The sequence below is a fragment of the Vreelandella hamiltonii genome, from assembly GCF_014651795.1.
GTDB lineage: Bacteria > Pseudomonadota > Gammaproteobacteria > Pseudomonadales > Halomonadaceae > Vreelandella > Vreelandella hamiltonii.
This window is the reverse complement of the sequence record NZ_BMXO01000008.1, coordinates 122,076-145,549: the sequence shown is the minus strand read 5'-3', so window position 1 is coordinate 145,549 and position 23,474 is coordinate 122,076. Positions and strand designations below refer to the sequence as shown.

The window sequence follows — 23,474 nt, the reverse complement described above, 5'->3', positions numbered from 1 at the left end:
CTAATGCTCTGAAGGTTTGGAGGAGGAGCCTGAGCAGCAGCCATCATCTTCCTTGCAAAGCTGCTCGCTGCGGCCGCCCGGTACCGGGTCCATGCCCCCCGCGCTGCCGGGGTGGCAGCGCAGGATGCGCTTGAGCGCCATCCAGCCCCCTTTGAAAGGGCCATGCACCTGGATGGCTTCGATGGCATAGGACGAGCAGCTGGGCCAGTAGCGACAGCGGGGGCCCAAGAGCGGGCTGATCGTATATTGATAAAGCCGAACCAGGCCGACCATCAATAGTGACACTCCCTTGATCAACGCGTTCTTTACCACCTTCAGCGCTTTCAAGAGGGCGCCTTCAAGGGCTTTTTTTGCCATACAGCGTGGCGGGGTCGATCAAGGGCTGGCTGGTGATGGCGGCCTCGTGGGCATCCACCGCCACGTAAAAACAGCTGCGCCTGCCGGTATGACACGCAGGCCCCGTCTGGTCTACCTGCAGCAGCAGCGTATCGCCATCGCAATCCAGCGCAGCGCTTTTCAGATGCTGCTGCTGGCCGGATGTCTCACCCTTGCGCCAGAGCGCCTGACGAGAGCGAGAGTAGTAGCATACTCGTTGGGTAGTGAGCGTTTCTTCCAGCGCTTCCCGGTTCATCCAGGCCATCATGAGCACTTCGCCGCTGTCGTGCTGCTGTGCTATGGCAGGCAGCAGGCCATCCGAATTGAAGCGCACCGAGGCCAGGATGGTCGCCACATCGGGCAGCGTGTCTGAAGGGGAGGCGGACTCCAGCGACTTGAACAGATCGCCGTCGTACTGGTTGACTGTGGACATCACGCGTTACTCGCAGGTCGGCACGCCTGGCACAAGCCCTGAAGCTCGATGGTCTGGCGCTCTACATGAAAGCCCTGGCGCTTGGCCAGCGCAGCCAGCTGGTCGCTGATTTCGTCCAGATGAAGCTCTTCCACATAGCCACACTGACGGCAAATCAACAGCTGAAAGCCGTGGACGTGCTCCGGGCAGGCGCAGGCAACGTAGGCGTTCTGCGACTCGATGCGATGCACCAGCCCCTGGTCGATCAGGAACTCCAGCGCCCGATACACCGTCGGTGGCCGTGCGGCGGCATGCTCCGTGGAGAGCTGATCCAGCAGGTCGTAGGCTTTCAGGCCGCCACCATTTTCGGCGATCAACTCCAGCACCCGGCGGCGGATAGGGGTAAAGCGTACGCCGCGAGTGTGGCACTGAGACTCGGCTTGTTGCAGTAACGTGTTGGCTTCAGTCATTGGACAGCTCGTTGAACATCATGGGCCTAGTCTACGCGCTTGCCGAAGAGGTGTCAGGCGTTTCCACCAGCTCGCTTCGTCGCGCAAAGTGATGCTGGGCAAACGCAACGCGCTTGGCAACTGGAACGTTATCTGGCTGCCGTTCGATCAAGTCCAGGCGGCGGCGCAGGCCTTCGCCATTGGTCATCTGGATGGCCAGGCCAGGGCGCGCGTTCAGCTCCAGAAGCATGGGGCCATGCTCCCTATCCAGCACCATATCGGTGCCGAGGTACCCCAGCCCGGTCATTTCATAGCAGCCCGCTGCGAGGTGCAGCAGCGTTTCCCACTGAGGTACCACCAGGCTAGCCAGATCATGCCCGGTGTCCGGGTGGCTGAAGCAGGGGCGGTCGAACTGCACACCGCGCAGCGCGGCTCCCGTGGCGATGTTCAGCCCTACACCCACTGCTCCCTGGTGGAGGTTGGCCTTGCCATCCGAGGCCGCCGTGGACAGGCGCATCATGGCCATGACCGGATACCCCTTGAACACGATGACGCGAATGTCCGGCACGCCTTCGTAGGTATACTCCAGCAGGCTCTCGTCGAAGTTGATCAGCGTTTCGATGACCGCGACGTCAGGGGAGCCCCCCAACGAATAGAGCCCCGAGAGCAGGTTCGAGACATGTCGCTCGATATCTTCCATGGTCAAGGAAGCGCCGCTGGGCTTGAAGAACAGGCCATCCTCGACGCGCTCGATCACCAGTATTCCCTTGCCGCCGCTGCCTTTGGCGGGCTTGATGACGAAACCGTGGTGACCTACCAGCATCTCGCTCATGTGCTTGACGCCGAATTGCGTGGTCACGGTACCGATCAGTTTGGGCGTGGTAATGCCGTACTGCTCGGCCAGCAGCTTGGTCTTGAGCTTGTCATCTACCAGCGGATAAAGATGGCGCGCGTTATATCGGCCGATATAACGAATATTGCGCCGGTTCATGCCAATGATGCCTTTATCCCTCAGCCTGGTCGGCCAGGTCCAGTTTTCGAACCAACTCATGAGGGCTTCTCGTCATCGGCGATGGGTTTGAAGCGACGCAGTTCCAGCAGGCGATAGCCGGTGTAGTTGCCCAGCAGCAGAATGAACGCCATCAGAATCAGCTGTACGCCAAGGAAGTTGAAGGTGATGTGGCGCACCCAGGGGTTGTTCATGGCCAGGTAAGCCAGCACCGCCGTGAGCAGGCTGCCGCCGCCCTGGATCAGTACTTGCTTGGGGCCTTCCTCTTCCCAGAGGATCGACATGCGTTCGATGGTCCAGGCAAGAATGATCATCGGGAAGAAGGTCACCGTCAGGCCCGCACTCAGGCCCATGCGGTAGGCGAGTACCGTAAAGATGGAGATGATCGCGATGACCGTGATGATCACCGCCGACACCCTCGCCACCAGCAGCAGGTTGAGGTAGGAAAGGTAGTTGCGGATGATCAGACCAACGCTGACGATCAGCAGGAAACCGATCAGACCGGTCAACAGGGTGGTCTGGATAAAGGCCAGGGCAATCAGCACGGGCATGAAGGTGCCCGACGTTTTCACACCCACCAGCACGCGCAAGAAGACCACCACCAGCGCGCCAATCGGGATCAGCAGAATCGTCTGGAACAGCGCTTGCTCTTCCAGGGGCAGGCTGTGGATCGAGAAGTTGAGCAGCGTATCATCGGAGTAGTGGTTGCGAACCGCCGCTGAAGCGGGCTGATTGTGGGTCAGCATGGAGAACGATACTCGCGAGTTGGTACCGCCCTGTACTTCGAGCACGGCACGCCCGCCGGTTTCCCAGAGCAGCAGGTTCTCAGGGCGACCGCGCTCGCCGGTGGCAGGATTGAACAACGCCCACTCTTCGGCGGTCTGGTCGAATACCTGGATCCAGCTACTCAGGTTCTGGCGACGCCGTCCATCTTCGAGCAGCAGGCCACTCACTTCACGGGCCTGAACGCCCGCCTGGTTGAGCAGGCGCACGATCAGCGCAGAGGGCTGCATCTGGGTCAGCAATAGACGGGCATTTTCCCCTTGGCGTTCGCCAGTGATGTCGAGAATGAGCTCGCGGGCAAAGGTCGCGTTGTTGGCGCTACGCGCCCAGGCACGCTCGATGAGCTGGCTGGCGGCCGTGTCATAGGGGCTTTCCCAAGGGGTAATGCTGGGGATCCCTGGTGGCGTTTGAATGGGAGAGCGAGCGTCGGGGGATACCAGCATCTGCACGGAATAGTAAAGCTGCTGACTACCGGCCGCGTCACGAATGGTCCACTGCGCCTGACGACCCATCTCATCGGCCTGGTACGCCAATCCATAGCCGGAAGACGCAGTATTTTCAGTCAATACGCGGTAACCCGCCTGATGAGAAGGCAGCGCGAAGTCTACCTGCACCGGCCCGTTCTGCGCATTGAAATTGATGACGGCTTCGATTTCCCATACCTGCCGCTGTTCACCCGGAAACCAGGGTATTTCGAACTGCAGATGCCTATGCACACTGGTGGCAATACCCGCCAACAGCAGCAACCCAACGATAAAATAAAATGGTAACCGGGACATGATGATTCCTTTCAGCGTAAAGCGGCAGGGGAGTGATATTACTCTTCGGTATCGTCTTGATCGGCCGCTTCATCATCAGCCGCCTGCTCAGAAGGTTCACCGCCTGGAAATTCGGGGCGTTCATGAAGGTAGGTTTCCGCCACGTCGATAGTGGCAATGTCCATCATGAAGCGGCGACCCAGCAGCACCGGAAAATCCAGATGGGTACGGTCGTTCAGGGTGAACTCGACGTTCTCGCGGATCGGCCCCAGAGTCATCAGCAGCGAGATCACCGGACGCGACTCTTCGCCAGAAGCTTGCACGATTCTGACACGACGCTGGATGGGCGCCTCGATCCACTCGTCCCGAACGCGATCTACGACCACATCGTCTTCATTGAGTGCCAGCTTGAAGCGCACCCAGTTTTCACCGTCACGCTCAAAGCGCGTAATGTCCGAGGCGGACAGCGAGGAAGTATTGGCGCCAGAATCCACTCGGGCCTTGAGGTACGTACCGATGCCGGGAAAGCCGACCCATTCGCTGCGCCCAAGCAGCGTCTTGCCGTCTTCGATGGCTTCTGTCGGACACTCTTCACGAATGATCACGGGCTCCTCGCCACGTGCTTCGAGATTGGCGACATCGTCACGCAGCAGGCGCAGTAGGCTTCCCACTTCGCGCACGTCGGCGGTCAGCGTGCGCTGCTGGGCAAGCTGCTGTTCATTGAGCGCCGAAGAAGCCTGACACTGTTGCTGCAAGCTGGATTCGAGTTCAAGGATACGCGTGTTGAACGACGCCTCGCTTAGTGGCGGGGGCTCATTCGATTCGGGCTGTGTCACTGCACAGCCTGCAAGCGACATCGACAAACCGGCCATTAGCCATAAAACACCTGAGCGCATAACGAGGGATATCCTTAAACAATAAGAGCACGAATGATAAGGAGAAGGGTATCTGCTTGTCCAACGTCACGGCGGCTTTTCATGGGCTCGCAAGGTGTTTGTGGCATCCTATTTAACATAATATATGTTATGCGAACCCATGTGGCCTGAAAAGACGTGGATGAACGCTCATAGGCAGAACTCGTTCGCCATGCTAAATTCTTTTACAAGAGTCATACCAAAAACCAAGACCATACAGGTAACCCACAATGAAACGTCTTTACCGATGGCCCATGCTCCTTATCATCCTGGTCACCAGTACCCTGCTGATGTCCGGATGCTCCAGTGTAAAGGTCGAAGACTACGCTGGCACGACGCCTGGACTGGACATTGCCGACTACTTCACCGGACAAACACGCGCCTGGGGCATGGTGCAGGATTACAGCGGTGAGGTGCAGCGCCGCTTCACGGTAGATATCGAAGGCACTTACGAAGGTAATACCCTGACGCTGGATGAAGCTTTCGTGTTCGACGACGGCGAAACCGACCGCCGAATCTGGCAGCTCACCCGTATCGATGAGCACCGCTGGATCGGTACCGCCAATGACGTCGAAGGCCAGGTCGAAGCTCGTCAATATGGGCATGTCTTCCACATGCGCTACCCACTGGAGATCGAGGTTAGCGGCCGTTCCATTCGCTTCACCATGGATGACTGGATGTATCTGCAGCCGGACGGTCGCTTGATCAACCGTACCTCCATGCGCAAGTTTGGCCTTACTTTGGGTGAAATTACCCTGGTTTTCGAGCAAGTGGCGCCAACCGACGACTGACGCAAAGCGGCCTGGCACCAGGCCAGGCCGCAAACACCTACGTCCGACGATCAGTCGTCAGCGGGTGCGTAGGATCCATCTTCACGGTGCACTTCGTTGCCGGTAATCGGCGGCGTGAACACACAGGCCAAGTGCATGGTCTTGTGGGCACGCAGCAAGTGCTCATCGTGCTGGTCGAGGATGTAGATGTCACCTGGCTTGATGGGCCAGATCTTGCCATCTGCCAGGGTTTCCACTTCGCCTTCGCCTTCGATGCAGTAGACGGATTCGTAGTGATGCTTGTAGTGAATATGAGTCTCGGTCCCTTCAAAGATGCGCGTGATATGGAACGAGAAATTGCCGCCGTCATTGGCCAATACCAGGCGCGTGCTATCCCAGTTGCCGTTTTCGGCCGTGACGAGACGGTCGGTCTTGCGAGCTTCTTCGATATTACGAACGATCATGGGCGTACTCCATAACGTGGCAGCCAAGGCGGCTGCCGTTCCATTAAGCGTTGATGACTTTCTTGACCGACGCTTCCAGAATATCCAGCGCTTCGAGCAGGTCGGCATCCGGAATGGTCAGCGGGCACAGACATTTGACTACTTCGCCATCCTGGCCACTGGTTTCGATGATCAGACCCTCCTCGAAAGCCGTGCTGGTGATCTTGTCGGCAATCTCACCCGAGACCACATCGATACCACGCATCAGGCCACGACCGCGCTCTGTAGCAGGCATGCCGTTCTCGCTGAGCAGCGCTGCCAGGGCCTTGAAACGTTCTTCGACGATACGCGCTTTACGCTGAACGTCGCGTTCGAAGGTATCGTTGGACCAGTATTTTTTCAGCGCCGCCGTGGCAGTCACCATGGCGAGATTGAAACCACGGAACGTACCGTTGTATTGGCCTGGCTTCCACTTGTCGAGCTCCGGGCGCATCAATACGTGGGCGAACGGCAAGCCAAAACCTGACAGCGACTTGGAGTTGGTCACGATGTCTGGCGTGATGCCTGCATGCTCGAAGCTGAAGAATTTGCCGGTACGGCCACAGCCTGCCTGAATGTCGTCCACGATGAGCAGAATGTCGTGGGCACGGCAAATCTGTTCCAGGCGCTTGAGCCACTCCAGGCCCGCCACGTTGATACCGCCCTCCCCCTGCACGGTCTCGACAATGACGCCGGCCGGAACATCGAGACCGCCCGACTTGTCGTTGAGCAGCTTCTCGAAGTAATCCAGCGTATCGGCGTGCTCGCCCATGTAGCCATCGAACGGCAGGAAGCTGGCGCCCTGAGTGGGAATACCGCCGGTGGCTTCGCGGAACTTGCGATTACCGGTGGTGGCCAGTGCGCCCATGGTCACACCGTGGAAGCCGTTGGTGAAGGTCACAATGTTATGGCGACCTTTAGCAACACGGGCCAGGCGAATGGCCGCTTCCACTGCGTTGGTGCCGGTAGGCCCAGGCAGATGCACCTTGTAGTCCAGACCACGTGGCTTGAGGATCACGTTTTCCAGCGTTTCGAGGTAGTCACGCTTGGCGCTGGTCCACATGTCCAGGCCATGTACGACACCATCCGTAGCCAGATAGTCGATCATTGCCTGCTTCAAGTGCGGGTTGTTATGACCGTAGTTGAGCGTTCCGGCACCGGCAAGAAAATCGATGTACTCACGCCCATTCTCATCGGTCAGGCGTGCGTTCTGGGCCTTTTTGAAGACGACAGGAAAAGAACGTGAATAGGTACGAACATTGGATTCCATGCGTTCGAGCGTCTGGGTCTGCATAAGCGACCTCCTTATCAGTCGGGTCTGGTTGGCCTGATCGGCAAAAAGTGGCAGCCGGGGCAACACAAGCGGGAAAACCGTTAACCTTGCAAGCTGTCAGAGACTGCCAGTTTGAAACGGGCCGATTCTTACCAGGTTTTCCGGATCGTGCTCTCCACCGAGCTGCTCGGTCGAAAAGTATTCACGGCTGTTCAACGGGGCCTGCCAGCGGGCAGCCAAGCGGCGAAAGAGCCCCCAGGATGCCTGATTGTCAGGGGTGATGGTGGTTTCGAGGTGGTGCACGTCATCCAGTTCAGGACGCGACATGATCGCCTCTACCAGCCGCCGTGCAAGCCCTGTACCGCGTGCTTTCTCGCCTACGGCGACTTGCCACAGGAAGTAGGTATCAGGGGCATTGTCTTTCACATAACCTGAGACGAAGCCGACGATCTCACCCTCTTCGTTGGTGGCCACTGCACAGGTATCTCGAAACTGGGTTGCCAGCAAAAGATAGGCATATGCGGAATTGACATCCAGCGGCGGGCACGCCTTGACCAGCTCGTAGATGCCCCAACCGTCATCGGCATTGGGCTTGCGAATGAACAGCGGCGCTTCGGCATGGCCCACGACGGCATCGGCCACGGTGGGTCTGGCGAGCTCTGCTGAGGGTGTAAAAGGCTTGATAGGCGTACTCATGGTTATGCTTCGCTGTAGCGAATTTGAGCTTCATTATAACAGCTGATTATGAGCAATTCAAAAATCATATTATTTATCCGAAGGTTTTCCATAATCCAGGATTATCAAAGTGGCCCTGCCGCTCACAGGACTGGCCTGCACGATCACGATTCACTGAGGATTCACTGAGTCTAGAACACCCTCACGGATGCGCGAGACAAAAAAGGCGAGCATCAGCTCGCCTCTCTTTTTTGCACTGTTATCCTGGTGGCGCAACGTTCAATAGCGTGATGGAGTGCGTAACGTGACAAACTCTTCAGCAGCCGTCGGGTGAATCCCTACGGTGTGATCGAAGTCTTCCTTGGTCAGCCCTGCGCGCACGGCAATGGCAATACCCTGGATCAGCTCCCCCGCCTCTTCACCTACCATATGAGCCCCCACCACGACGTCAGTCGCATCGTCGACGATCAGCTTCATCAACACACGCTCATCGCTCCCCGAGAGCGTGTGCTTCATGGGCTTGAAATCGGTGCGATAGACTCGGATGCCGTCGAACTGCTCTCTGGCGGCTTCTTCGGAGAGCCCTACCGTGCCGATATTGGGATGACAGAAAACGGCGGTCGGTATCGTGTGGTAATCCAGAGGTCGCGGAGCACGTTGATGAAAGTGTATGTCGACCAGCTGCATGGCTTCTGCCAGCGCGACGGGCGTCAGTTCTGGGCCCGCGGTCAAATCTCCCAGCGCCAGAACGGAGGGCACACGGGTCTGGAATCGAGCGTCTACCGGTACTTTGCCGTCCGCATCAAGCTCGATCTGCAGCGCCTCGAGCCCCAGTCCTGCCGTATTGGATTTTCGACCCGTCGCTGCCAGCACAGCGTCTACTTTCAATACGTCACCGTTTGTCAGCTCCACTCGGAGCGCGCCACACTCCAGCGCATCGATACGAACGATGTTGACACCGAAATGAAGATTGACGCCTTTCTTGGCCATTTCCGCGCGGGTGAACTCCCGAACTTCTTGATCGAACCCTTTCAGGAACATCTCACCGCGATAAATGAGGTGGGTGTCGCTCCCCAGCCCATTGAAGATGCTGGCAAACTCCACCGCGATATAGCCGCCCCCCAGCACCAGGAAACGCTCAGGGAAGCGTTCGAGATCAAACACCTGATTGGAGGTGAGCGCCAGTTCGCTGCCCGGAAACTCGGGCACCCATGGCCAACCGCCCGTCGCCAGCAGGATCTTCTCGGCACTGTAAGTGATTTCCTGACCCTCTTGGGTCAACACAACCTGGTGCGGCCCTTCCAACCGTGCACGGCCATTGAGCAGCGTAACGCCCGCACCTTCCAGCATACGCTGGTAAATGCCATTGAGACGCTTGATTTCGCTAGTCTTGTTGTCGCGCAAGGTGGCCCAGTCAAAGGTCGGCGGCGCACTCATTTGCCAGCCAAAACCTGCCGCATCGTCAAAGCTATCGTGAAAATGCGCAGCGTAGGAGTAAAGCTTCTTGGGCACACAGCCCACGTTGACGCAGGTGCCGCCCAGGTAACGATCCTCAGCCACCGCTACTCGAGCGCCCGTCGCGGCGGCCATGCGCGCGGCACGCACGCCTCCCGATCCCGCCCCAATCACCAGTAAATCGTAATCATGCGCCGTTTTGGCTGACTCGGTGTCTGGCATCGTTTCTGACATGGTTGCTTCTACTCCTTGCTTGAAGCTGCCGCACTTGATAGGCAGCCCCCGGTTGATCTGGAACTGACGAGATGAATAAAACTCGTTACTCTGTATGCCCTTGGCTGCATTGACATGCTGCCACTTTCGATGAAATACGTTCTCCCGGGAGACTCAATGTCCGATAAAATTGCCACGCTGCTGGAAAACAACCGCGCCTGGGCTGAGCGGATGTGTCAGGAAGACCCTGATTACTTCAAGCGCCTATCGAGCCAGCAAAAGCCAGACTACTTGTGGATTGGCTGCTCCGATAGCCGCGTACCGGCCAATCAGATCATCGCGTTGCCGCCTGGCGAAGTGTTCGTTCACCGCAACGTCGCGAATCTGCTGCACCATACCGACATGAACGCCCTGTCGGTGGTGCAGTATGCCGTCGACGTCCTCAAGGTCAGTCATATCATGATCGTTGGCCACTACGGCTGCGGGGGCATCAAGGCCGCCGTCACCGGAGGCGAGTGCGGCGTTGTGGACTACTGGCTGCACTCGGTGCGTGAGCAGTACAACCAGCACCGCCAAACGCTGGAAGCCCTGCCTCTCGACGCGCAAATCGATCGAATGTGTGAACTCAACGTACAGGCGCAAGTGAACAGCCTGTGTCGCACCAAGATCCTCCAGCGCGCCTGGCAGCGTGGCCAGAAGATCTCGGTGCACGGTTGGGTATATGGCCTGGACGACGGCCGGGTGAAAGACCTCGATTGCACCATAAGCGGGCTCGAACAGGTCGAAACCCTCTACCGCATCGACCGCGTTCAGTCGGGCGATTGAGCATAGGCCATCGCGCTAGTTGTAGCGATAAGCGCGGTGGCAGCTCCGGCAGCTGAGACTCACGTCCGAAAAGGCCCGCGTAGCGGCACGGTAATCCTCCTGCTGTGCAGCCTCCACCAGGTCGGCTACTTTTTCTTCCAGGTCAACGAAGCCCGCTGAGAAATCTTCCCACTCCTGCCATATTTCCGGCCGAGCATCGGAACCACGCCCATGGGTGCCTTCGATGAAGGCAGGCAAGAAGTGCGCTTGCGTGGCTTTCTGCTGCAGCTCCTCCAGGCGAGGTTCGGCCCCACGAGCATCACGATTATTGACCAGGTCAAAACGCAGCTGACGCAATAGCCGCTCCAGATCCTTAAGCTCGTCCTGACGCCAAATGACGGCGTCTCGTTCGCTGGCAAAAGGCGTGCCCTCTGCCGAGGTCGGCATATCCGACGGGCTGGCTTGAGCCATGGAGCCCATCATCAAAAGTGCGCACCCTGCCAGGCTGCTGTGCCATACATCATTGCGTCTACGCTGCCGCATCGTTAGTTTCCTGTTCAAACGGATATCGTGGGCTAGCCAATGGCACAGGTCACACCCGTACCCTTCAACCCGCAGTAGCCGCCGGGATTTTTATCGAGGTACTGCTGGTGATACGCCTCGGCATAGTAGAACGTATCCAGCGGTTTGATTTCGGTGGTGATACGCCCTTTGCCCGCCGCTTCCAGCGCTTGTTGAAACTCAGCGGCACTCTGCTGGGCACGCGCCAACTGCTGCGCCGTGGTGGTGAAGATCGCTGAACGGTACTGGCTGCCGATATCGTTGCCCTGACGGTCTCCCTGAGTAGGGTCGTGCTCTTCCCAGAAAATCTGCAGCAGCTTTTCCAGACCAATCACACTCGGATCATAAACGACTCGCACGACTTCCGTGTGACCGGTAAGCCCGGTACAGGTCTCCTGATAAGTAGGGTTGGGAGTGGTACCGCCCGCATAACCGGCAGCCGTGACGACCACACCGGGCTGACGCCAGAAAAGGCGCTCCACGCCCCAGAAGCAGCCCATCCCCAGCACGATTTCCTCGCAGCCAGCCGGAAATGGCGGATGCAGCGACGCTCCCGTCACAGTATGCACCTCACTGGTCTCGATAGGCGTGCTGCGGCCTTCGGGTGCCGTCTGGCGAGATGTAAAAAACGACATCGATGTTCTCCTATTGCTGCGGATAGACGTAGGGATCTCCCGAGCGGGTAAAGGTGTAAATCAGGTCAACCGCTTGATTCGCACCAGACACTGCCTGGAGGTACAAGTTCCGCCACAGGGTGTAGCGCAGCGTCAGCTCAGCGATGGGTGAGAAAATGCCTACCCCGTAGCTGATGCGCAGGTCATCGGTCAATTGACCACTGACGGCAACCTGACTTTCATCGCCAGCCCCCGTGGTATCCAGCGTCAGGTCATCGATCCCGAAGGCTTGTCCCAGAGATCCGACAGCCCCACCGGTCCGACCCAATGACATGCCGATCAGTGCCGTGGTCAAAGCACTATCGATACCGCCACCCGAGGCGTCGGGAGCACGACCACGCAACAGATACGAAAGCGCTCGGGTCTCGTCCATGGAGGGCTCGGCAAAGATCAACACGTTCGGTTCTTCGGCGTTGCCCGAGACCCGCAGCCCGGCAATGACTTCGTCTTCGGTGATGTCCGGATTACGAATCGCTTCGAAATCCAGCACGGGCAAGCCGGGCGGACCGCTAAAGAGCAGTTGGCCACGCCGAATCAGCAAGTCCTGCCCAAAGGCCTGGAAGCGGCCATCCACCAGGTTTACGTCGCCAAACAGCTGCAGTACCCCGCTCTCCTGGCGTATTTCCAGGCTACCCCCTAAACCAGACTCGAGGCCGTAGGCGGAAATCTGCATGTCGCGACCCAGGGTCAAGGTAATCAGGACATCGATGGCCATTCCCGTGGCCGCCAGTTCCTCGGCAGCGCTGGGGTCTTCACCCGCCTCGATGGCGCGCTGGCGCGCCTGTTCGGCTTCTCGATCATCACGCTCGGTAATGATGATCTCATCGGGGCTGGGTGAAGTGGCCGACGAGGGCAGATCGCCTATTTCCAGCCGCGCCCAGGGCAAGTCGACATTGCCCCTGACCTGCAAACGCTCTGGAGTAATGCGTACACGAATGTCTGGTGCGGCTTCCATGCGGCCGAACTGGGGCAGTACCACCAGCAGGGGCTCCTGAGTGGCATTGAGATCTATCCCGATCCGCCAGGCATCGCTGGCTGGCCAATAAGCTTCGCCGCTGATGTTCAACCGGCCTCTTTCGGCAGCGACGAAGCCGTCGATATCCCCCCGCTCACCATCGAAGATGATGCCGAATTCACCGTCCTGAACATCCACCGGGATGTCCGGGCCATGTACTCGCAGGCCACGCAAGGCGAGCTGCCCCTGCAGGTCGGGCTGCTGTGTGCTACCACCAATTTGGACGCTGCCGTTCAACGCCCCCTCGAGGCGGTCCATGCCCAGCATCATCGGACGATAGGGTTCCAGGGAGACATTGTTGGCACGCAGTTCGCCTGCCAAGGCTCCTTGACCCAAGGGGTCGTTAACGGAGAGATCGAGGGTTATTTCTCCGGCCTCGGACAGCGAAAGCAACAGGTTGGCATCCGCCTGTGATTGATTGGCCTCGATTTGGGTATCCAGGCTCAATACCGGCAGGGCCACCGGCTGGCCGTAATCGTTGATGGCGGTAATCGCCAGCTCACTGAGCACCTGCACGTCGGCTTGCCAGCGCGCACCACCCTGACGCCAGCTGGCCGCCAGCTCAGCGGTCGTGGCACCCTCGAAACGCCACTCTTCGGGCAGGAAAGGCTCGAGCATCTCCATGGGAACTTCGCTGAGCCGGAGGCTGGCCTGCCCTTGCTCTGCCGACGCTGTCATGGGGTCATCCGAGCAGATCAGGCCACCTTCCAGCCGCCGCAAGCAGAATGGCGACAGTCTCGCCTGGCCATTGGCCAGGTTGTAGCCGATATCTAGCGGCGCTTCGAGGCGAATACTGCCCGCCTCACTGTCCAGCTCCAGCGGCATCAGCCGGGCTTGATACTGCTCGGCGGCCTGATTGAAGCGCCCGCTCAGGGCGAGCGATGCGGCGCTGAGCACGTTGCCTGGCGCACCGTCGACAGTGACGTTCAGGGTGTGCTGGGACAAGCGCCCGTTCAGATTGATGGCCAGATTGGATAACGCCTGACCACCGGCATTGACGTTTTGAGCATCGAGTTCGATACGCAAGGTGGGATCATCTATCCCTTGTACATTGGCTGCCAGACCCAGGTTGTCGATACGATTCTCTGCAAATCTCAGCTGGTTGCCGGTCAGCCTTGCCACCAGCGCGGGTGCGCTGAAGCTGCCGGTGGCACGCAGGTCACCATTGAGGCGCCCTGCCAGCTCCGGGTGCAGCGTTTGCAGTTCGGTGAGCGCAATATCCGCCTGCAGCGACATGGCTTGTTCACTCACCTGGCCGGAAGCCGTCAGGCGGTTGTTCCCCTGCGTGAACAGCAGTCGTTCGATAGCGACTTCCAGGTCGCTGTTGGCCTCCAGCGCGGCCTCCAGCGTCAGAGGATACTTTTGCAACTCACCGTCGATGGCCAGCTCTGGGAGCGCAATGTCCCAACGCTCTCCCTGCTGCTGAACGTTGGCAGTCAGGCGCCCATTCAGGTTACCTTCCAACTGGTCGACGAATAGCGAGGGGTCGACACTGCTCAATTGCACACTGGCATCGATGCGCAGCGCGTCGGCCCAGTTCACTTGTCCTTCGCTGGTCAAGCGGCTCTCTTCGATACGCAGGTTGAGGGGCGCCCAGCGGAAGGAGGTCATGTCACCATCGCCGGTCAGGTCTATCGACGTATCCGGCACCTGAGGCGCCTGCGCGTCGACCAACAGCCGCACGGCGTAGGCGTCCAGGCTACCGTTGACGGTCAACTCCACATCTTGTGCCACGTAGGTGGCGTCGGGATCACGCTCCATGCTTTCCAGCGGCCACTCGACGCGTTCGCTCTGCAGCCTCGCGGTAAAGGGCACATCAGGCGCCAGGACATCGACGTCGGCCGCCAAGGTCGCGTTGATCTGCCCCGACACATCCAGCTCCGCCGACAGATCCGCCAGCGAGCCAGAAAGCCGAAGCGTCAGCGTTTCTCCGCTCAAGGCCGGGAAGAGTTCCGGCAGCAGAAGCACGCTGTGCAGCTCGGCTTCCAACGGGTAATCGTCTGCCAGCGTCACATCCGCCATCAACCGCGCCGTGGCATCCTGGGTATCCACCTCAAGCGTAGAAAGCACCACGTTGTCACGCTCTGCATGTCCAGCCAGCAGCACCCGCTCCACATTGTAGGTAAACGCACCGGCCACGCTGATATCAGTGACCAGCAACGACGTAATGGCGACATCAATAGGGAGCTCGATGGCAGGCAGCGACAGCCGTTCACGCGGTGCCAGGGAACCCGCTATTGGATCCTCGTCGTGGGGCTGACTCACTTGGATGGCACTATCGATACCAACGGCTGTCAGCGGAGTGTCGATATCCTCCGTAAGCTGCCCACCTGGAGACAGCGGCAGATGAACGGCCAAGCGTTCGAGGCGAGTCGGTTCGATGATGACCTGCTGCTGCGCGGCGGAGATGGAGGTAGTAAAGCGCTCCCAAGCCACATGAGTGCCATCGGCCAAGTGCAGCTGAACGTCGCTGAGATCGATATCGCGCAGTTCGATGGGGAATGGCAAATGAATGCGCGAGAGCGGTGCCGATTCACTGTCGGGCTCTTCAGATGCATCGCTGGCAGTCAGGCGGATATCGGCACCTGAAAGATGCAACCTTTCCAGGCATAGCCTTCCCGATAGCAGGCAGTCATCTGCCCAGACAAGCTCCACCTGATCCAGGGTCACCCGAGTGCCGCCCATCGCCAAGTGAAAGCCCTGAAGTCGGAAGCTCTCCAGCAGCGCGCCTTCTTGCTGCTCGTAGCTGAACCAGCCACGCTGCTCGCCTTGCGAAAACAGCTGCCCTGTCCCCCAGGGGGAAAGCGCCGTCCCCAGTAGCAGCGCTACCAGGCCCAGCACCCAAAGGGGTAGCCATATGGCCAGCCTCAGCAGACTCCACAGCGTCAGCCACAGACGACGCCGGGTAGAGAGCATCTCGCGGTTTGGGGGTGTCGTTACATCAACCTTGGCCAAAGAGCTCTCCTAGAATTCTGGTCCGATCGAAAAGTGCACTCGGTAGTCATCGTCGTTGTCGAACGGGTGCGCAACGTCAAAACGTATTGGACCCACCGGCGATACCCAGCGCACACCTACCCCTGCCCCGGTTTTCAGCTCCTCGGGGCCCCAGTTATCGAATGCATCACCGCTGTCGATGAAGGTAGCGCCCCACCAGTCGCCTGTCACACGGCGCTGATATTCCAGGGTGGACGTCAGCATCTGCTGACCGCCGCGCAAACGACCCTGCTCATTACGGGGCGATAGGCTTTCGTAGGAGTACCCGCGCACGCTGCGATCCCCTCCGGCAAAAAAGCGCAGCGATGGGGGCAGCTTGTCGAAGTCATCGGTTTCGATAGCCCCGATGCTCAGGCGAGCCACGAAGCGGTTGTCGCTGCCCAGCATACGAATCCATTCGGTGTCTCCCGTAAGACGGGCAAAGTCGGCATCGGAGCCCCAGGCACTGTCGGAGTATTCCAGTGACAGCTGCTGGCGATCCCCCCAGAGGGGAAAGCGCTGGGGGCGAGTCCGTGTGCGCGACCATTGAATGCCGGGATAGAAAAGCCATACCTGGTCGGCCTGACCCCCTTGGGTAAAGTCCTCATAGGTGGTTCTGAAGTAAAGCGTTTGCACCCAGCGGTTCTCGAACTCCCAGCGACGCGCTACCTCGACCGTACCCTGCAGTGAGCGGGTATCGCTGTCATCGATATTGCGCACGCCGTACTGGAGGCGATAGTTATCGCGGATCGGGTCTTCTAGCGGAATGTTATACACCCCGGTGAAGCGCTGTTCCGGCGCTGAGAGGTAGAGATTGTGTTCCAGACTGTGGCCCAACGAATTGATCCACGGCTGACGCCAGCCAAAACGCAGCCTGGGGCCTACATCGGTGGCAAACCCTATCCCCACCTCGTACTGATGGCGGTCGGCGGGTTGCACGTTGACATCAACAGGAAGGCGCGTATCGTCGCGGCTATGAAGACTCAGCGCGCTGGCCAGTGCCGCACCGCTGATACGCGGCCGAACAGGCTGTGAGGCCACGGCTTCGCTCCACCAGGGGGAGCCTCCCGTTGGCGGCGCAATGATCAGTTCCCGAGCGGTTTCAAGGCGTGGTCGCACCGACACCGAGCTGAACCAGCCGGTTTCGGCCAGGCGCTGGTTGTAGAGGGCCAGGGACTCCGCCAGGTAAGGGTCGCCTTCGTCGAATGTCTGCATCTGTCGCAGGCGTTCAGGGTCGATGTGACTACCGGTAATCAGCGTATTGCCGAACTGGTAGCGAGGCCCGCTATCGAACCCCATGTAGAGTCTGGCACTTTCCAGGTAGGGACGTACTTCCATACGGCGGTTCGAAAACCCCCAGTCGAAATAGCCGCGCTCGATGGCCAGCCCGGAAAACTGGTTGCGCAGTCGGTCCCAGGGTGCGTGACGCAAAGGGTCTCCCACTTTGAGCGGAAAGTCGTCTAGCGCTTCCTGGAAGGGGGGGTCATCCGCCGCATCGCCAGTGACGTTGATCTCGAGTACGTCTATCGTCACCCGTGGCCCAGGCTCGATACGAACGGCAATCGGAGTCTCTTCGAGAGAGACACGCACCTCGGGCTGGTAATAGCCATATACCCGCATGGCTTCCTGAGTGCGCTGGCGAATTTCACCTTCCAAGCGCACATCGGTGTACTGTTCGGCGTCGATGTTTTCCAGATAGGCATCGATATTGTTACGCACTTGCTGATCGACACCGCTGATGTTGGCTTCCAGCCCCCATACCGACACCGAAGCCGCCAATAACGGTAGTGCACAAGCCATGCGCACCATGCCAGGCCATTGCCGTTGTCTTCCCATACGTCTTTATCCCTAACCCCAAATTATCGGCGTGTGGCGTGCTAGTTACGCAGCATCTCCATTTGTGCGCTAAAGGCCAGTTGGGCTTGCCGCACCTGTCGTACATCGCTTTCGAGGGTCGCCAACCGCTGCGACCACTCGGCTTCCAGTGACGCCAGCTCGGACTGGCTTGCAAACGTGGCGGTGGTGTCATCCTCCAGCGCTTCAGAGAGCTGGGCAAGCTGTTGCTCCATGGTATCACGCCACTGCTGCTGCTCGGCCAAGACAGCCTGCTCGCTGGCCAGTTGCTGCTCCAGCTGCTCGAGTCGTTGGCCGAAGGACTGTTCCAGATAAGACACCTCTTCAAGCAGATTTTGTCTACCGGAAGCCCCTACCTGCTCTAGCGCATTCAGCGAGGCACGGATCGCTGCCAGCTGGTTGTCTCGCATGGCAGCCTGCTCCTCCAGACGCTCGAACTGCTGAGCGACGGAGTTCAGCGCATCACTGGAGGCACTGGCCTCATGGTCAGTGAGCAGGCCATACAACTCTTCACGCGTGGTGGAGAGCGCAATGGCAAGTTGCTCCTGCTCCTGGAACAGTGTGGCCATTTGAGCCTGTACAAAGGTTATCTCATCCTGAGCATCGGTGTCACCCGAGTCCAATCTCGCATGAAGATTGGAGACCTCGCCACTCACCCGGTTGACTTGTCGCAGGAGCTCTTCACGCTCGTACCACAACAGCACCGATGCCCCGGCCAAGGCCACGACGAGCAGCATCAGGAAACACCATAATGGCCAGAGCCTTGGGCCTTTGCGATGCCGCAAGTGCTGCGCAGTGAAGCTCTGGTCGACATCCGGCACGATACGAGGTGATGAGGTGGCGTCAGACATGATTTTTCCTTAGGGCAACATCGGGTCGGCGCGTCGTCCAATTCCCCGGTAGTGTAGGCCACAGCTGGCGACAAAAGCAGGGTCATAAATATTGCGGCCATCCAGTACCAGTTTTTCTCCCAGCAGCGTCGCCAGGCGATGCCAATCCGGGTTCCAGTAAGTCTTCCATTCCGTCACCAGCATCAAGGCATCTGCCCCTTGGCACGCCTGGTAAGGGTCGCCTTGGACGGTAATCAAGTCATCGCGCTGGCCGACGGCTTCATGCAGGGCCGGCAGTGCTGCCGGGTCATGCAACTTGACCGTTACGCCCTGCGCCCAAAGGGCTTCCAGCAGTGTCAGCACAGGGGCGTGGTCGATTCGTGCCGTTCCCGGCTTGAAGGCAGCCCCCCACACGGCAATCGTCTTGCCTGCCAGGTTACCATCGAAAAACGCCCACAATTTTCTGAACAAGGTCTCTTTCTTTTGCTCGTTGATATCCATGACCTGCTCCAGCAAAGCGGAGTAACGGCCATGCGCCGATTGAACATCGGCCAGGCCCATCAGATCACGGGAGAAATTGGGGCCACCAAAACCACAGCCGGGATAGAGATATTCGAAACCGATTCGGCTATCCGCCCCCATCCCCTGGCGCACATGCTCCACGTCCACACCCAAGGTATCCGCCAAGCCAGCAACTTCATTCATGTAGCTGATACGCGTGGCCAACATACCATTGATGGCCAGTTTGGTCAGTTCAGCCGCTCGACAGGGCATACGCTGAAACACTTCGCTGCGGCGATTGAAGGCCCGCAACAACTCACGCGTGACCTGCTCACCGTGAGCATCATCACAGCCCAGTAGCCAACGCACCGGCCGAGTGAAAGCGGACCATGCCCGGCCTTCTTCCAACGTGTCAGGCAGCGCTACACGGCTATGCTGATGGCCCATCAACGCATGAAGGCGCTCGGTTTCACCCACAGGGAAAGTCGAGTTGTTGATCAGCACGCCGCCTTGATAATCAGCAAACGTTGAACTGTTGAGCAGACGGCGCGCTGAATCACGTTGGCTAGGTGACAGAGCCAGCCAGACCACATCGGGCGCGTGAGACGAGTCGAGTGTTTCGATGACGCGCAGTTGCCCCGACGCCAAGGCCTGTTCCAGCTGCGCCATGAGCGAAGGCTCACGGCGCAGCCAGTCGACCTGAGCCAACGATGACCAGGGCATGTCTTCGTGCAACAGCCAGTCCACCTGATGACCTACCCAGGCGAGGGCGGCAGCCGCCGTGGCGGCACTCAGCTCGCTACCGTGCAGTAATACCCGCATTCAAAGGCTCTCCATGGCAAACAACCGTCGATAAAATAGGGGGTTGGGCATCATGCCTCGCTCCTTTTCATGCGTTCCGCTCCGGGAGTGGTTAGAATACTCCCATACTCAACGATAGAAGGGTGATGGGCAAGGCATTGCCCTCTCCGCTTTATTGCCGACTTGCTCAGGGAGCCATACCATGTCATCGACTCTTCAGGATAGCACCACTGACCGCCTACAGGGCAACGTTGATGCGGCAGAAGTTGCCAAATTTGAAGCACTTGCCAGCCGCTGGTGGGACCCTCACAGTGAGTTCAAGCCACTGCACGACATCAACCCTTTACGACTGGACTTCATTGATGCTCGCGCTGGCCTGGCAGGCAAACAAGTGCTGGATGTAGGTTGCGGGGGCGGCATCTTGAGCGAAGCCATGGCGCACCGTGGCGCACGCGTGACCGGTATCGACATGGGCGAAGCACCGCTGGGAGTGGCCAGACTGCACGCTGAAGAGAGTGGTGTGGCTATCGACTACCAGCACATCAGTGTCGAAGCACTGGCTGCCCAGCAGCCTGGCACGTTCGATGTGGTCACCTGCATGGAGATGCTGGAGCACGTGCCAGACCCGGCTTCTATCATCCGTGCCTGCAGTCAACTGGTGCGGCCAGGCGGCCACGTTTTCTTTTCTACGCTGAACCGCACGCCCAAGTCCTACGCCTTCGCTATCGTCGGTGCCGAATACCTGCTCAAGCTACTTCCCCGTGGCACCCACGACTATGCAAAATTCATTCGCCCCTCCGAAATGGCCCACTGGGCGCGTAGCGCCTCGCTGGAAGTGCGTGAGCAGAGCGGTTTGACCTATAACCCGCTGACACGACACTACCGCCTGGTGGCCCATGACGTATCGGTCAACTACATGATGCACTGTCGCAAGGTGAACGAATAGATGCGCCCTTCTGCCCCCCATGCCGTGATCTTCGACCTGGATGGCACGCTGGTGGACACAGCGCCAGATCTGGCCGCCGCCACCAATGCCTTGAGAGCCCATCATGGCCTCGCGGCCCTGCCCTTCGAACAGATTCGCGGGCAGGTCTCCAATGGTGGCAGTGCTCTGGTCACGCTGGCTCTGGGTCTTGACAGCGGCAGTGACGAGCATGAGCAGGCGCGTGACTTTCTACTCGATGCCTACGAGCAGAAAGTCGCCGTACACAGCCGCCTGTTTTCTCCGCTGGACGTGTGGCTGCATGCCTGGCAAGAACGCGCTCGCCCTTGGGGAATCGTCACCAACAAGCCACGGCGCTATACCGTTCCGTTATTGGATGCCTTGGAACTCACACCTGGGGCACTGCTGTGTGCCGATGACTTGAGCGTCAAGAAACCCGCCCCCGAGCCTCTATGGGAAGCTGCCAAGCGGTTGGGCGTAGCGCCCGAGCGTTGTTGGTACATAGGCGATCATGTCAGGGACATGCAGGCAGCGCGAGCGGCTGGCATGCTTGCCGTAGCGGTGGGCTATGGCTACATCAGCGAAGAGGACGACTACCAGCAGTGGCCTGCCGATGTCTGGTTTGCGACGTGCGAGGAGCTAGTGGCCGCGTTAGACGACCACCGCTCCCAGTGACATGCTCATCGGCCCATGGGGCCGATGGCGCCCTTGCTGCATCCTTCAGGCATATCAACTACGCGGCGGCTGGGCATCGTACTTCTGGCCGCTGACCCCTTGGCTGTCCGGGCCCATCAGCCATAGGTAGGTGGGCATGATCTCTTCTGGCGTGCGCAGCGTCAGCGGGTCTTCGCCAGGATAGGCCGAACGCCGCATCTGGGTTCGCGTGGCACCAGGATTGAGCGTGTTCACCCGCACATGCGGCTGATTCTCGAGCTCGTCTGCCAGCACTTCCATGAACCCTTCGGTGGCAAACTTGGAGACTGAGTAGGCGCCCCAATAAGCACGACCTTTACGACCGACGCTAGAGGAGGTAAAGATCACCGACGCGTCATCAGACGCCTGCAGCAGCGGCAACAGCGCCTGCGTCATCCAGATGGGGCCGTTGATGTTCACCTGCATGACCTGTTCCCACAGCTCGGGATTGTACTGGTCGAAGGGGGTGATACGGCCCAACAGCCCTGCATTGTGCAACAAACCATCCAGCCGACCGAACTCGTTGTTCAACGTCTCGGCCATGTCGTGGAAGTCTTTTAATGTAGCGCCTTCGAAGTTCAACGGGAAAATGGCTGGCTGAGGACCGCCTTGAGCTTCGATTTCATCGTAAACGCGTTCCAGCTTGGCAATGGTACGACCAAGCAAAATCACGGTTGCCCCATGTTTGGCATACTCAAGCGCTGCAACACGCCCTATGCCATCGCCCGCACCGGTTACCAACACGACGCGGTTTTCAAGCAAGCCAGGCGCTGGTTGATAGTCGATTTTGCAGTTCATGAGGATTCCTTGATCCAAGAAAGCCGATTAACCGGCTGATTGACGGAGAAAATCATTGGCAAGGCCAGCAGCGCTGCTTTGCGGGTAGTCGTCACGCACTTGCTCCAACAGCTCACGACTGCGTGCCGCTTCCCCTTTACGCGCCTTGACCAGTCCCAGCTTGTAAAGCGCATCAGGCACTTTGGAGCTGCCACTGTATTGCTCGATGACACGTGTAAAGGCCTGATCTGCCGCGTCCAACTCACCTTCTGCCGCGTACAGTTCGCCCAGCCAGTAATGGCCATTGGCAGTCAGACTGCTGTCCGGGTGGTCGGCCACGAACGATTCGAAAGCCGCAATGGCATCGCCGAACTGGCGCGCCTGCACATGAGCAAAGGCAGCCTGGTAATCGGCCTGAGCGTCGTCACTGACGTTGCGGGTCGATGGTGCCTGGGCTACCTGCTCGGCAACTTCCGGTTCGACTTGGGGCGTGGACTGCTCGATCTGACTGGGGCCGCTGCTCATCAGGCGGTCTTCGATATCCAGATACTGCTGCTGAGACTGTCTACGCAGCTGTTCCAACTGGTGACGCAGCTCTTCGATCTGCCCCCGCAGCTGCTGGATTTCCTGCTGGTGCTCTTGAACCTGATTGAACAGCACCAGGTTGCCACCCGAGGACTCCTGACGCTGTGTCTGTTGGTAGAAGCCCGAAGAACCAGAAGAGAGATCTTGCACCAGCGGCTGCTGAGCAACGGCGGAGGCAGTAAACAGGGATAAGGGCAATACGGACAGCGGGAGCACCAAGGCTCCCGCACCGCACAGCCTCTCAAAATAGCGTTTGAGACTGTGATTCATTGATAGCTCCGAAAGGCCATTGGCGTGCCTGATGACAGGCACGCCAACGCTATCAGTAGTTGAAGACTACGCGACGGTTCTGAGAGTAAGCGCTTTCGCTCTGACCGCTCACTGCCGGACGCTCTTCACCGTAGCTGACAACGCTCATCTGTGAAGGAGAAACGCCCTGAATGTTCAGGAAGCGCTGCACGGCTCCGGCACGACGCTCGCCGAGGGCCATGTTGTATTCACGCGTACCGCGCTCGTCGGTGTGGCCATGCAGAACGACGCGTGCGTTCGGGTTGGCACGCAGGTAGCGAGCGTGGGCCATGACGACGGACTCATATTCGCTCTTGATGGTATCGCGGTCGAAGTCGAAATAGATGGTACGCACTTCAGGAATACGCGAGTCAGCCTGCTGACCAGCACCCGAGCCAGTAGTAGAGCCATACTGACCCCCCGCACCTGCACCTGAGGTACCCGTGCCCACGCTGCTGCCAGTCTGGCTGCCGTAAGCGTCTCCGTCCTGGGATCCGCCGGTGCTGGAACAGCCAGCGATAACCACGATAGATAACGCTACAGCCAATGAGCGAGCCAACGGCTTAAGTTGCATAATCAGACTCCTTGCCTGAAAACAGAGATTAGT

23 protein-coding genes are annotated in these 23,474 nt (G+C 59.0%); 4 read left to right on the top strand and 19 right to left on the bottom strand.

What is annotated here, in order from left to right; translation table 11 throughout:
- The 6 genes from yidD to IE061_RS10110 all read right to left on the bottom strand — a co-directional run bounded on the left by yidD (window position 1) and on the right by IE061_RS10110 (window position 4,682).
- Window positions 1–273, bottom strand: a complete 273-nt coding sequence (yidD, locus tag IE061_RS10135; RefSeq protein WP_230478436.1) for a membrane protein insertion efficiency factor YidD — start codon at window positions 271–273, stop codon at window positions 1–3.
- Between the two features lie 64 nt (window positions 274–337).
- The gene (gene hisI, locus IE061_RS10130) at window positions 338–808 is read right to left on the bottom strand and encodes a phosphoribosyl-AMP cyclohydrolase (protein WP_193461543.1); all 471 of its coding nucleotides are present in this window, start codon (window positions 806–808) and stop codon (window positions 338–340) included.
- The gene (locus IE061_RS10125; RefSeq protein WP_039177943.1) at window positions 808–1,257 is read right to left on the bottom strand and encodes a transcriptional repressor; all 450 of its coding nucleotides are present in this window, start codon (window positions 1,255–1,257) and stop codon (window positions 808–810) included. The genes hisI and IE061_RS10125 overlap by 1 nt, the downstream gene beginning before the upstream one ends.
- Before the next feature lie 31 nt (window positions 1,258–1,288).
- Complete coding sequence (locus IE061_RS10120) at window positions 1,289–2,287, bottom strand: alpha-L-glutamate ligase-like protein (RefSeq protein WP_039177944.1); 999 nt, start codon at window positions 2,285–2,287, stop codon at window positions 1,289–1,291.
- On the bottom strand, window positions 2,284–3,807 hold the full coding sequence (locus IE061_RS10115) for an inactive transglutaminase family protein (RefSeq protein WP_193461542.1): 1,524 nt from the start codon (window positions 3,805–3,807) through the stop codon (window positions 2,284–2,286). The genes IE061_RS10120 and IE061_RS10115 overlap by 4 nt, the downstream gene beginning before the upstream one ends.
- A 38-nt stretch (window positions 3,808–3,845) precedes the next feature.
- Entirely contained in the window at window positions 3,846–4,682 is an 837-nt protein-coding gene (locus IE061_RS10110) for an ATP-dependent zinc protease family protein (RefSeq protein ID WP_039177948.1), read from the bottom strand.
- A 272-nt stretch (window positions 4,683–4,954) separates the two neighbouring features.
- Between IE061_RS10110 and IE061_RS10105 the strand changes: the two genes are divergently transcribed.
- The gene (locus IE061_RS10105; protein WP_193461541.1) at window positions 4,955–5,491 is read left to right on the top strand and encodes a DUF3833 domain-containing protein; all 537 of its coding nucleotides are present in this window, start codon (window positions 4,955–4,957) and stop codon (window positions 5,489–5,491) included.
- A 50-nt stretch (window positions 5,492–5,541) separates the two neighbouring features.
- Here IE061_RS10105 and IE061_RS10100 read toward each other — a convergent pair whose 3' ends face one another.
- The 4 genes from IE061_RS10100 to gorA all read right to left on the bottom strand — a co-directional run bounded on the left by IE061_RS10100 (window position 5,542) and on the right by gorA (window position 9,589).
- Window positions 5,542–5,934 carry an ectoine synthase gene (locus IE061_RS10100; protein ID WP_016913836.1) on the bottom strand — a complete coding sequence of 131 codons (393 nt, stop codon included), beginning with the start codon at window positions 5,932–5,934 and terminating at the stop codon, window positions 5,542–5,544.
- Between the two features lie 43 nt (window positions 5,935–5,977).
- On the bottom strand, window positions 5,978–7,246 hold the full coding sequence (gene ectB / locus IE061_RS10095; protein ID WP_016913835.1) for a diaminobutyrate--2-oxoglutarate transaminase: 1,269 nt from the start codon (window positions 7,244–7,246) through the stop codon (window positions 5,978–5,980).
- A gap of 96 nt (window positions 7,247–7,342) precedes the next feature.
- Entirely contained in the window at window positions 7,343–7,921 is a 579-nt protein-coding gene (gene ectA / locus IE061_RS10090) for a diaminobutyrate acetyltransferase (RefSeq protein WP_039177953.1), read from the bottom strand.
- A 258-nt stretch (window positions 7,922–8,179) separates the two neighbouring features.
- The gene (gene gorA, locus IE061_RS10085) at window positions 8,180–9,589 is read right to left on the bottom strand and encodes a glutathione-disulfide reductase (protein ID WP_193461540.1); all 1,410 of its coding nucleotides are present in this window, start codon (window positions 9,587–9,589) and stop codon (window positions 8,180–8,182) included.
- A gap of 156 nt (window positions 9,590–9,745) precedes the next feature.
- Here gorA and can point away from each other — a divergent pair, with 156 nt between their 5' ends.
- Window positions 9,746–10,393, top strand: coding sequence for a carbonate dehydratase (gene can, locus IE061_RS10080; RefSeq protein WP_081193195.1), 648 nt, complete (start codon window positions 9,746–9,748; stop codon window positions 10,391–10,393).
- Window positions 10,394–10,408: 15 nt separating this feature from the next.
- Here can and IE061_RS10075 read toward each other — a convergent pair whose 3' ends face one another.
- Genes IE061_RS10075 through IE061_RS10050 form a run of 6 tightly spaced genes read right to left on the bottom strand, consistent with a single transcriptional unit; the run spans window position 10,409 to window position 19,602 of the window.
- Entirely contained in the window at window positions 10,409–10,915 is a 507-nt protein-coding gene (locus tag IE061_RS10075; protein ID WP_189463050.1) for a c-type cytochrome, read from the bottom strand.
- 32 nt (window positions 10,916–10,947) lie between these two features.
- Window positions 10,948–11,568 carry a peptide-methionine (S)-S-oxide reductase MsrA gene (gene msrA, locus IE061_RS10070; RefSeq protein WP_016913830.1) on the bottom strand — a complete coding sequence of 207 codons (621 nt, stop codon included), beginning with the start codon at window positions 11,566–11,568 and terminating at the stop codon, window positions 10,948–10,950.
- Between the two features lie 10 nt (window positions 11,569–11,578).
- Window positions 11,579–15,577, bottom strand: coding sequence for an autotransporter assembly complex protein TamB (tamB, locus tag IE061_RS10065; protein WP_444542707.1), 3,999 nt, complete (start codon window positions 15,575–15,577; stop codon window positions 11,579–11,581).
- Between the two features lie 9 nt (window positions 15,578–15,586).
- A complete protein-coding gene (tamA, locus tag IE061_RS10060) occupies window positions 15,587–17,431 on the bottom strand; it encodes an autotransporter assembly complex protein TamA (RefSeq protein ID WP_193461539.1) in 1,845 nt (614 codons plus the stop codon).
- 41 nt (window positions 17,432–17,472) lie between these two features.
- Complete coding sequence (locus tag IE061_RS10055) at window positions 17,473–18,300, bottom strand: hypothetical protein (RefSeq protein WP_193461538.1); 828 nt, start codon at window positions 18,298–18,300, stop codon at window positions 17,473–17,475.
- 9 nt (window positions 18,301–18,309) lie between these two features.
- Complete coding sequence (locus tag IE061_RS10050; RefSeq protein ID WP_039177964.1) at window positions 18,310–19,602, bottom strand: nucleotide sugar dehydrogenase; 1,293 nt, start codon at window positions 19,600–19,602, stop codon at window positions 18,310–18,312.
- 181 nt (window positions 19,603–19,783) lie between these two features.
- Here IE061_RS10050 and ubiG point away from each other — a divergent pair, with 181 nt between their 5' ends.
- On the top strand, window positions 19,784–20,527 hold the full coding sequence (gene ubiG, locus IE061_RS10045) for a bifunctional 2-polyprenyl-6-hydroxyphenol methylase/3-demethylubiquinol 3-O-methyltransferase UbiG (protein ID WP_193461537.1): 744 nt from the start codon (window positions 19,784–19,786) through the stop codon (window positions 20,525–20,527).
- A complete protein-coding gene (locus IE061_RS10040; RefSeq protein WP_193461536.1) occupies window positions 20,528–21,199 on the top strand; it encodes an HAD family hydrolase in 672 nt (223 codons plus the stop codon).
- Window positions 21,200–21,253: 54 nt separating this feature from the next.
- Here the strand turns inward: IE061_RS10040 and IE061_RS10035 are convergent, their stop codons facing one another.
- Genes IE061_RS10035 through pal form a run of 3 tightly spaced genes read right to left on the bottom strand, consistent with a single transcriptional unit; the run spans window position 21,254 to window position 23,441 of the window.
- Window positions 21,254–22,015, bottom strand: a complete 762-nt coding sequence (locus tag IE061_RS10035; protein WP_016913823.1) for a YciK family oxidoreductase — start codon at window positions 22,013–22,015, stop codon at window positions 21,254–21,256.
- Window positions 22,016–22,042: 27 nt separating this feature from the next.
- Window positions 22,043–22,849, bottom strand: coding sequence for a tol-pal system protein YbgF (gene ybgF, locus IE061_RS10030; RefSeq protein WP_039177973.1), 807 nt, complete (start codon window positions 22,847–22,849; stop codon window positions 22,043–22,045).
- Between the two features lie 52 nt (window positions 22,850–22,901).
- On the bottom strand, window positions 22,902–23,441 hold the full coding sequence (gene pal / locus IE061_RS10025; RefSeq protein ID WP_193461535.1) for a peptidoglycan-associated lipoprotein Pal: 540 nt from the start codon (window positions 23,439–23,441) through the stop codon (window positions 22,902–22,904).
- Window positions 23,442–23,474 lie beyond the last annotated feature (33 nt).

Bases quoted from the DNA above. Each gene is read 5' to 3' on its own strand.
- IE061_RS10035 (WP_016913823.1), bottom strand. From the start codon at position 22,015: ATGAACTGCAAAATCGACTATCAACCAGCGCCTGGCTTGCTTGAAAAC.
- IE061_RS10105 (WP_193461541.1), top strand. From the start codon at position 4,955: ATGCTCCTTATCATCCTGGTCACCAGTACCCTGCTGATGTCCGGATGC.
- IE061_RS10120 (WP_039177944.1), bottom strand. From the start codon at position 2,287: ATGAGTTGGTTCGAAAACTGGACCTGGCCGACCAGGCTGAGGGATAAA.
- IE061_RS10110 (WP_039177948.1), bottom strand. From the start codon at position 4,682: ATGCGCTCAGGTGTTTTATGGCTAATGGCCGGTTTGTCGATGTCGCTT.
- ybgF (WP_039177973.1), bottom strand. From the start codon at position 22,849: ATGAATCACAGTCTCAAACGCTATTTTGAGAGGCTGTGCGGTGCGGGA.
- gorA (WP_193461540.1), bottom strand. From the start codon at position 9,589: ATGTCAGAAACGATGCCAGACACCGAGTCAGCCAAAACGGCGCATGAT.
- ubiG (WP_193461537.1), top strand. From the start codon at position 19,784: ATGTCATCGACTCTTCAGGATAGCACCACTGACCGCCTACAGGGCAAC.
- IE061_RS10115 (WP_193461542.1), bottom strand. From the start codon at position 3,807: ATGTCCCGGTTACCATTTTATTTTATCGTTGGGTTGCTGCTGTTGGCG.
- msrA (WP_016913830.1), bottom strand. From the start codon at position 11,568: ATGTCGTTTTTTACATCTCGCCAGACGGCACCCGAAGGCCGCAGCACG.
- IE061_RS10100 (WP_016913836.1), bottom strand. From the start codon at position 5,934: ATGATCGTTCGTAATATCGAAGAAGCTCGCAAGACCGACCGTCTCGTC.
- IE061_RS10055 (WP_193461538.1), bottom strand. From the start codon at position 18,300: ATGTCTGACGCCACCTCATCACCTCGTATCGTGCCGGATGTCGACCAG.
- ectA (WP_039177953.1), bottom strand. From the start codon at position 7,921: ATGAGTACGCCTATCAAGCCTTTTACACCCTCAGCAGAGCTCGCCAGA.
- IE061_RS10050 (WP_039177964.1), bottom strand. From the start codon at position 19,602: ATGCGGGTATTACTGCACGGTAGCGAGCTGAGTGCCGCCACGGCGGCT.
- yidD (WP_230478436.1), bottom strand. From the start codon at position 273: ATGGTCGGCCTGGTTCGGCTTTATCAATATACGATCAGCCCGCTCTTG.
- IE061_RS10040 (WP_193461536.1), top strand. From the start codon at position 20,528: ATGCGCCCTTCTGCCCCCCATGCCGTGATCTTCGACCTGGATGGCACG.
- can (WP_081193195.1), top strand. From the start codon at position 9,746: ATGTCCGATAAAATTGCCACGCTGCTGGAAAACAACCGCGCCTGGGCT.
- pal (WP_193461535.1), bottom strand. From the start codon at position 23,441: ATGCAACTTAAGCCGTTGGCTCGCTCATTGGCTGTAGCGTTATCTATC.
- hisI (WP_193461543.1), bottom strand. From the start codon at position 808: ATGTCCACAGTCAACCAGTACGACGGCGATCTGTTCAAGTCGCTGGAG.
- tamA (WP_193461539.1), bottom strand. From the start codon at position 17,431: ATGGGAAGACAACGGCAATGGCCTGGCATGGTGCGCATGGCTTGTGCA.
- ectB (WP_016913835.1), bottom strand. From the start codon at position 7,246: ATGCAGACCCAGACGCTCGAACGCATGGAATCCAATGTTCGTACCTAT.
- IE061_RS10075 (WP_189463050.1), bottom strand. From the start codon at position 10,915: ATGCGGCAGCGTAGACGCAATGATGTATGGCACAGCAGCCTGGCAGGG.
- IE061_RS10125 (WP_039177943.1), bottom strand. From the start codon at position 1,257: ATGACTGAAGCCAACACGTTACTGCAACAAGCCGAGTCTCAGTGCCAC.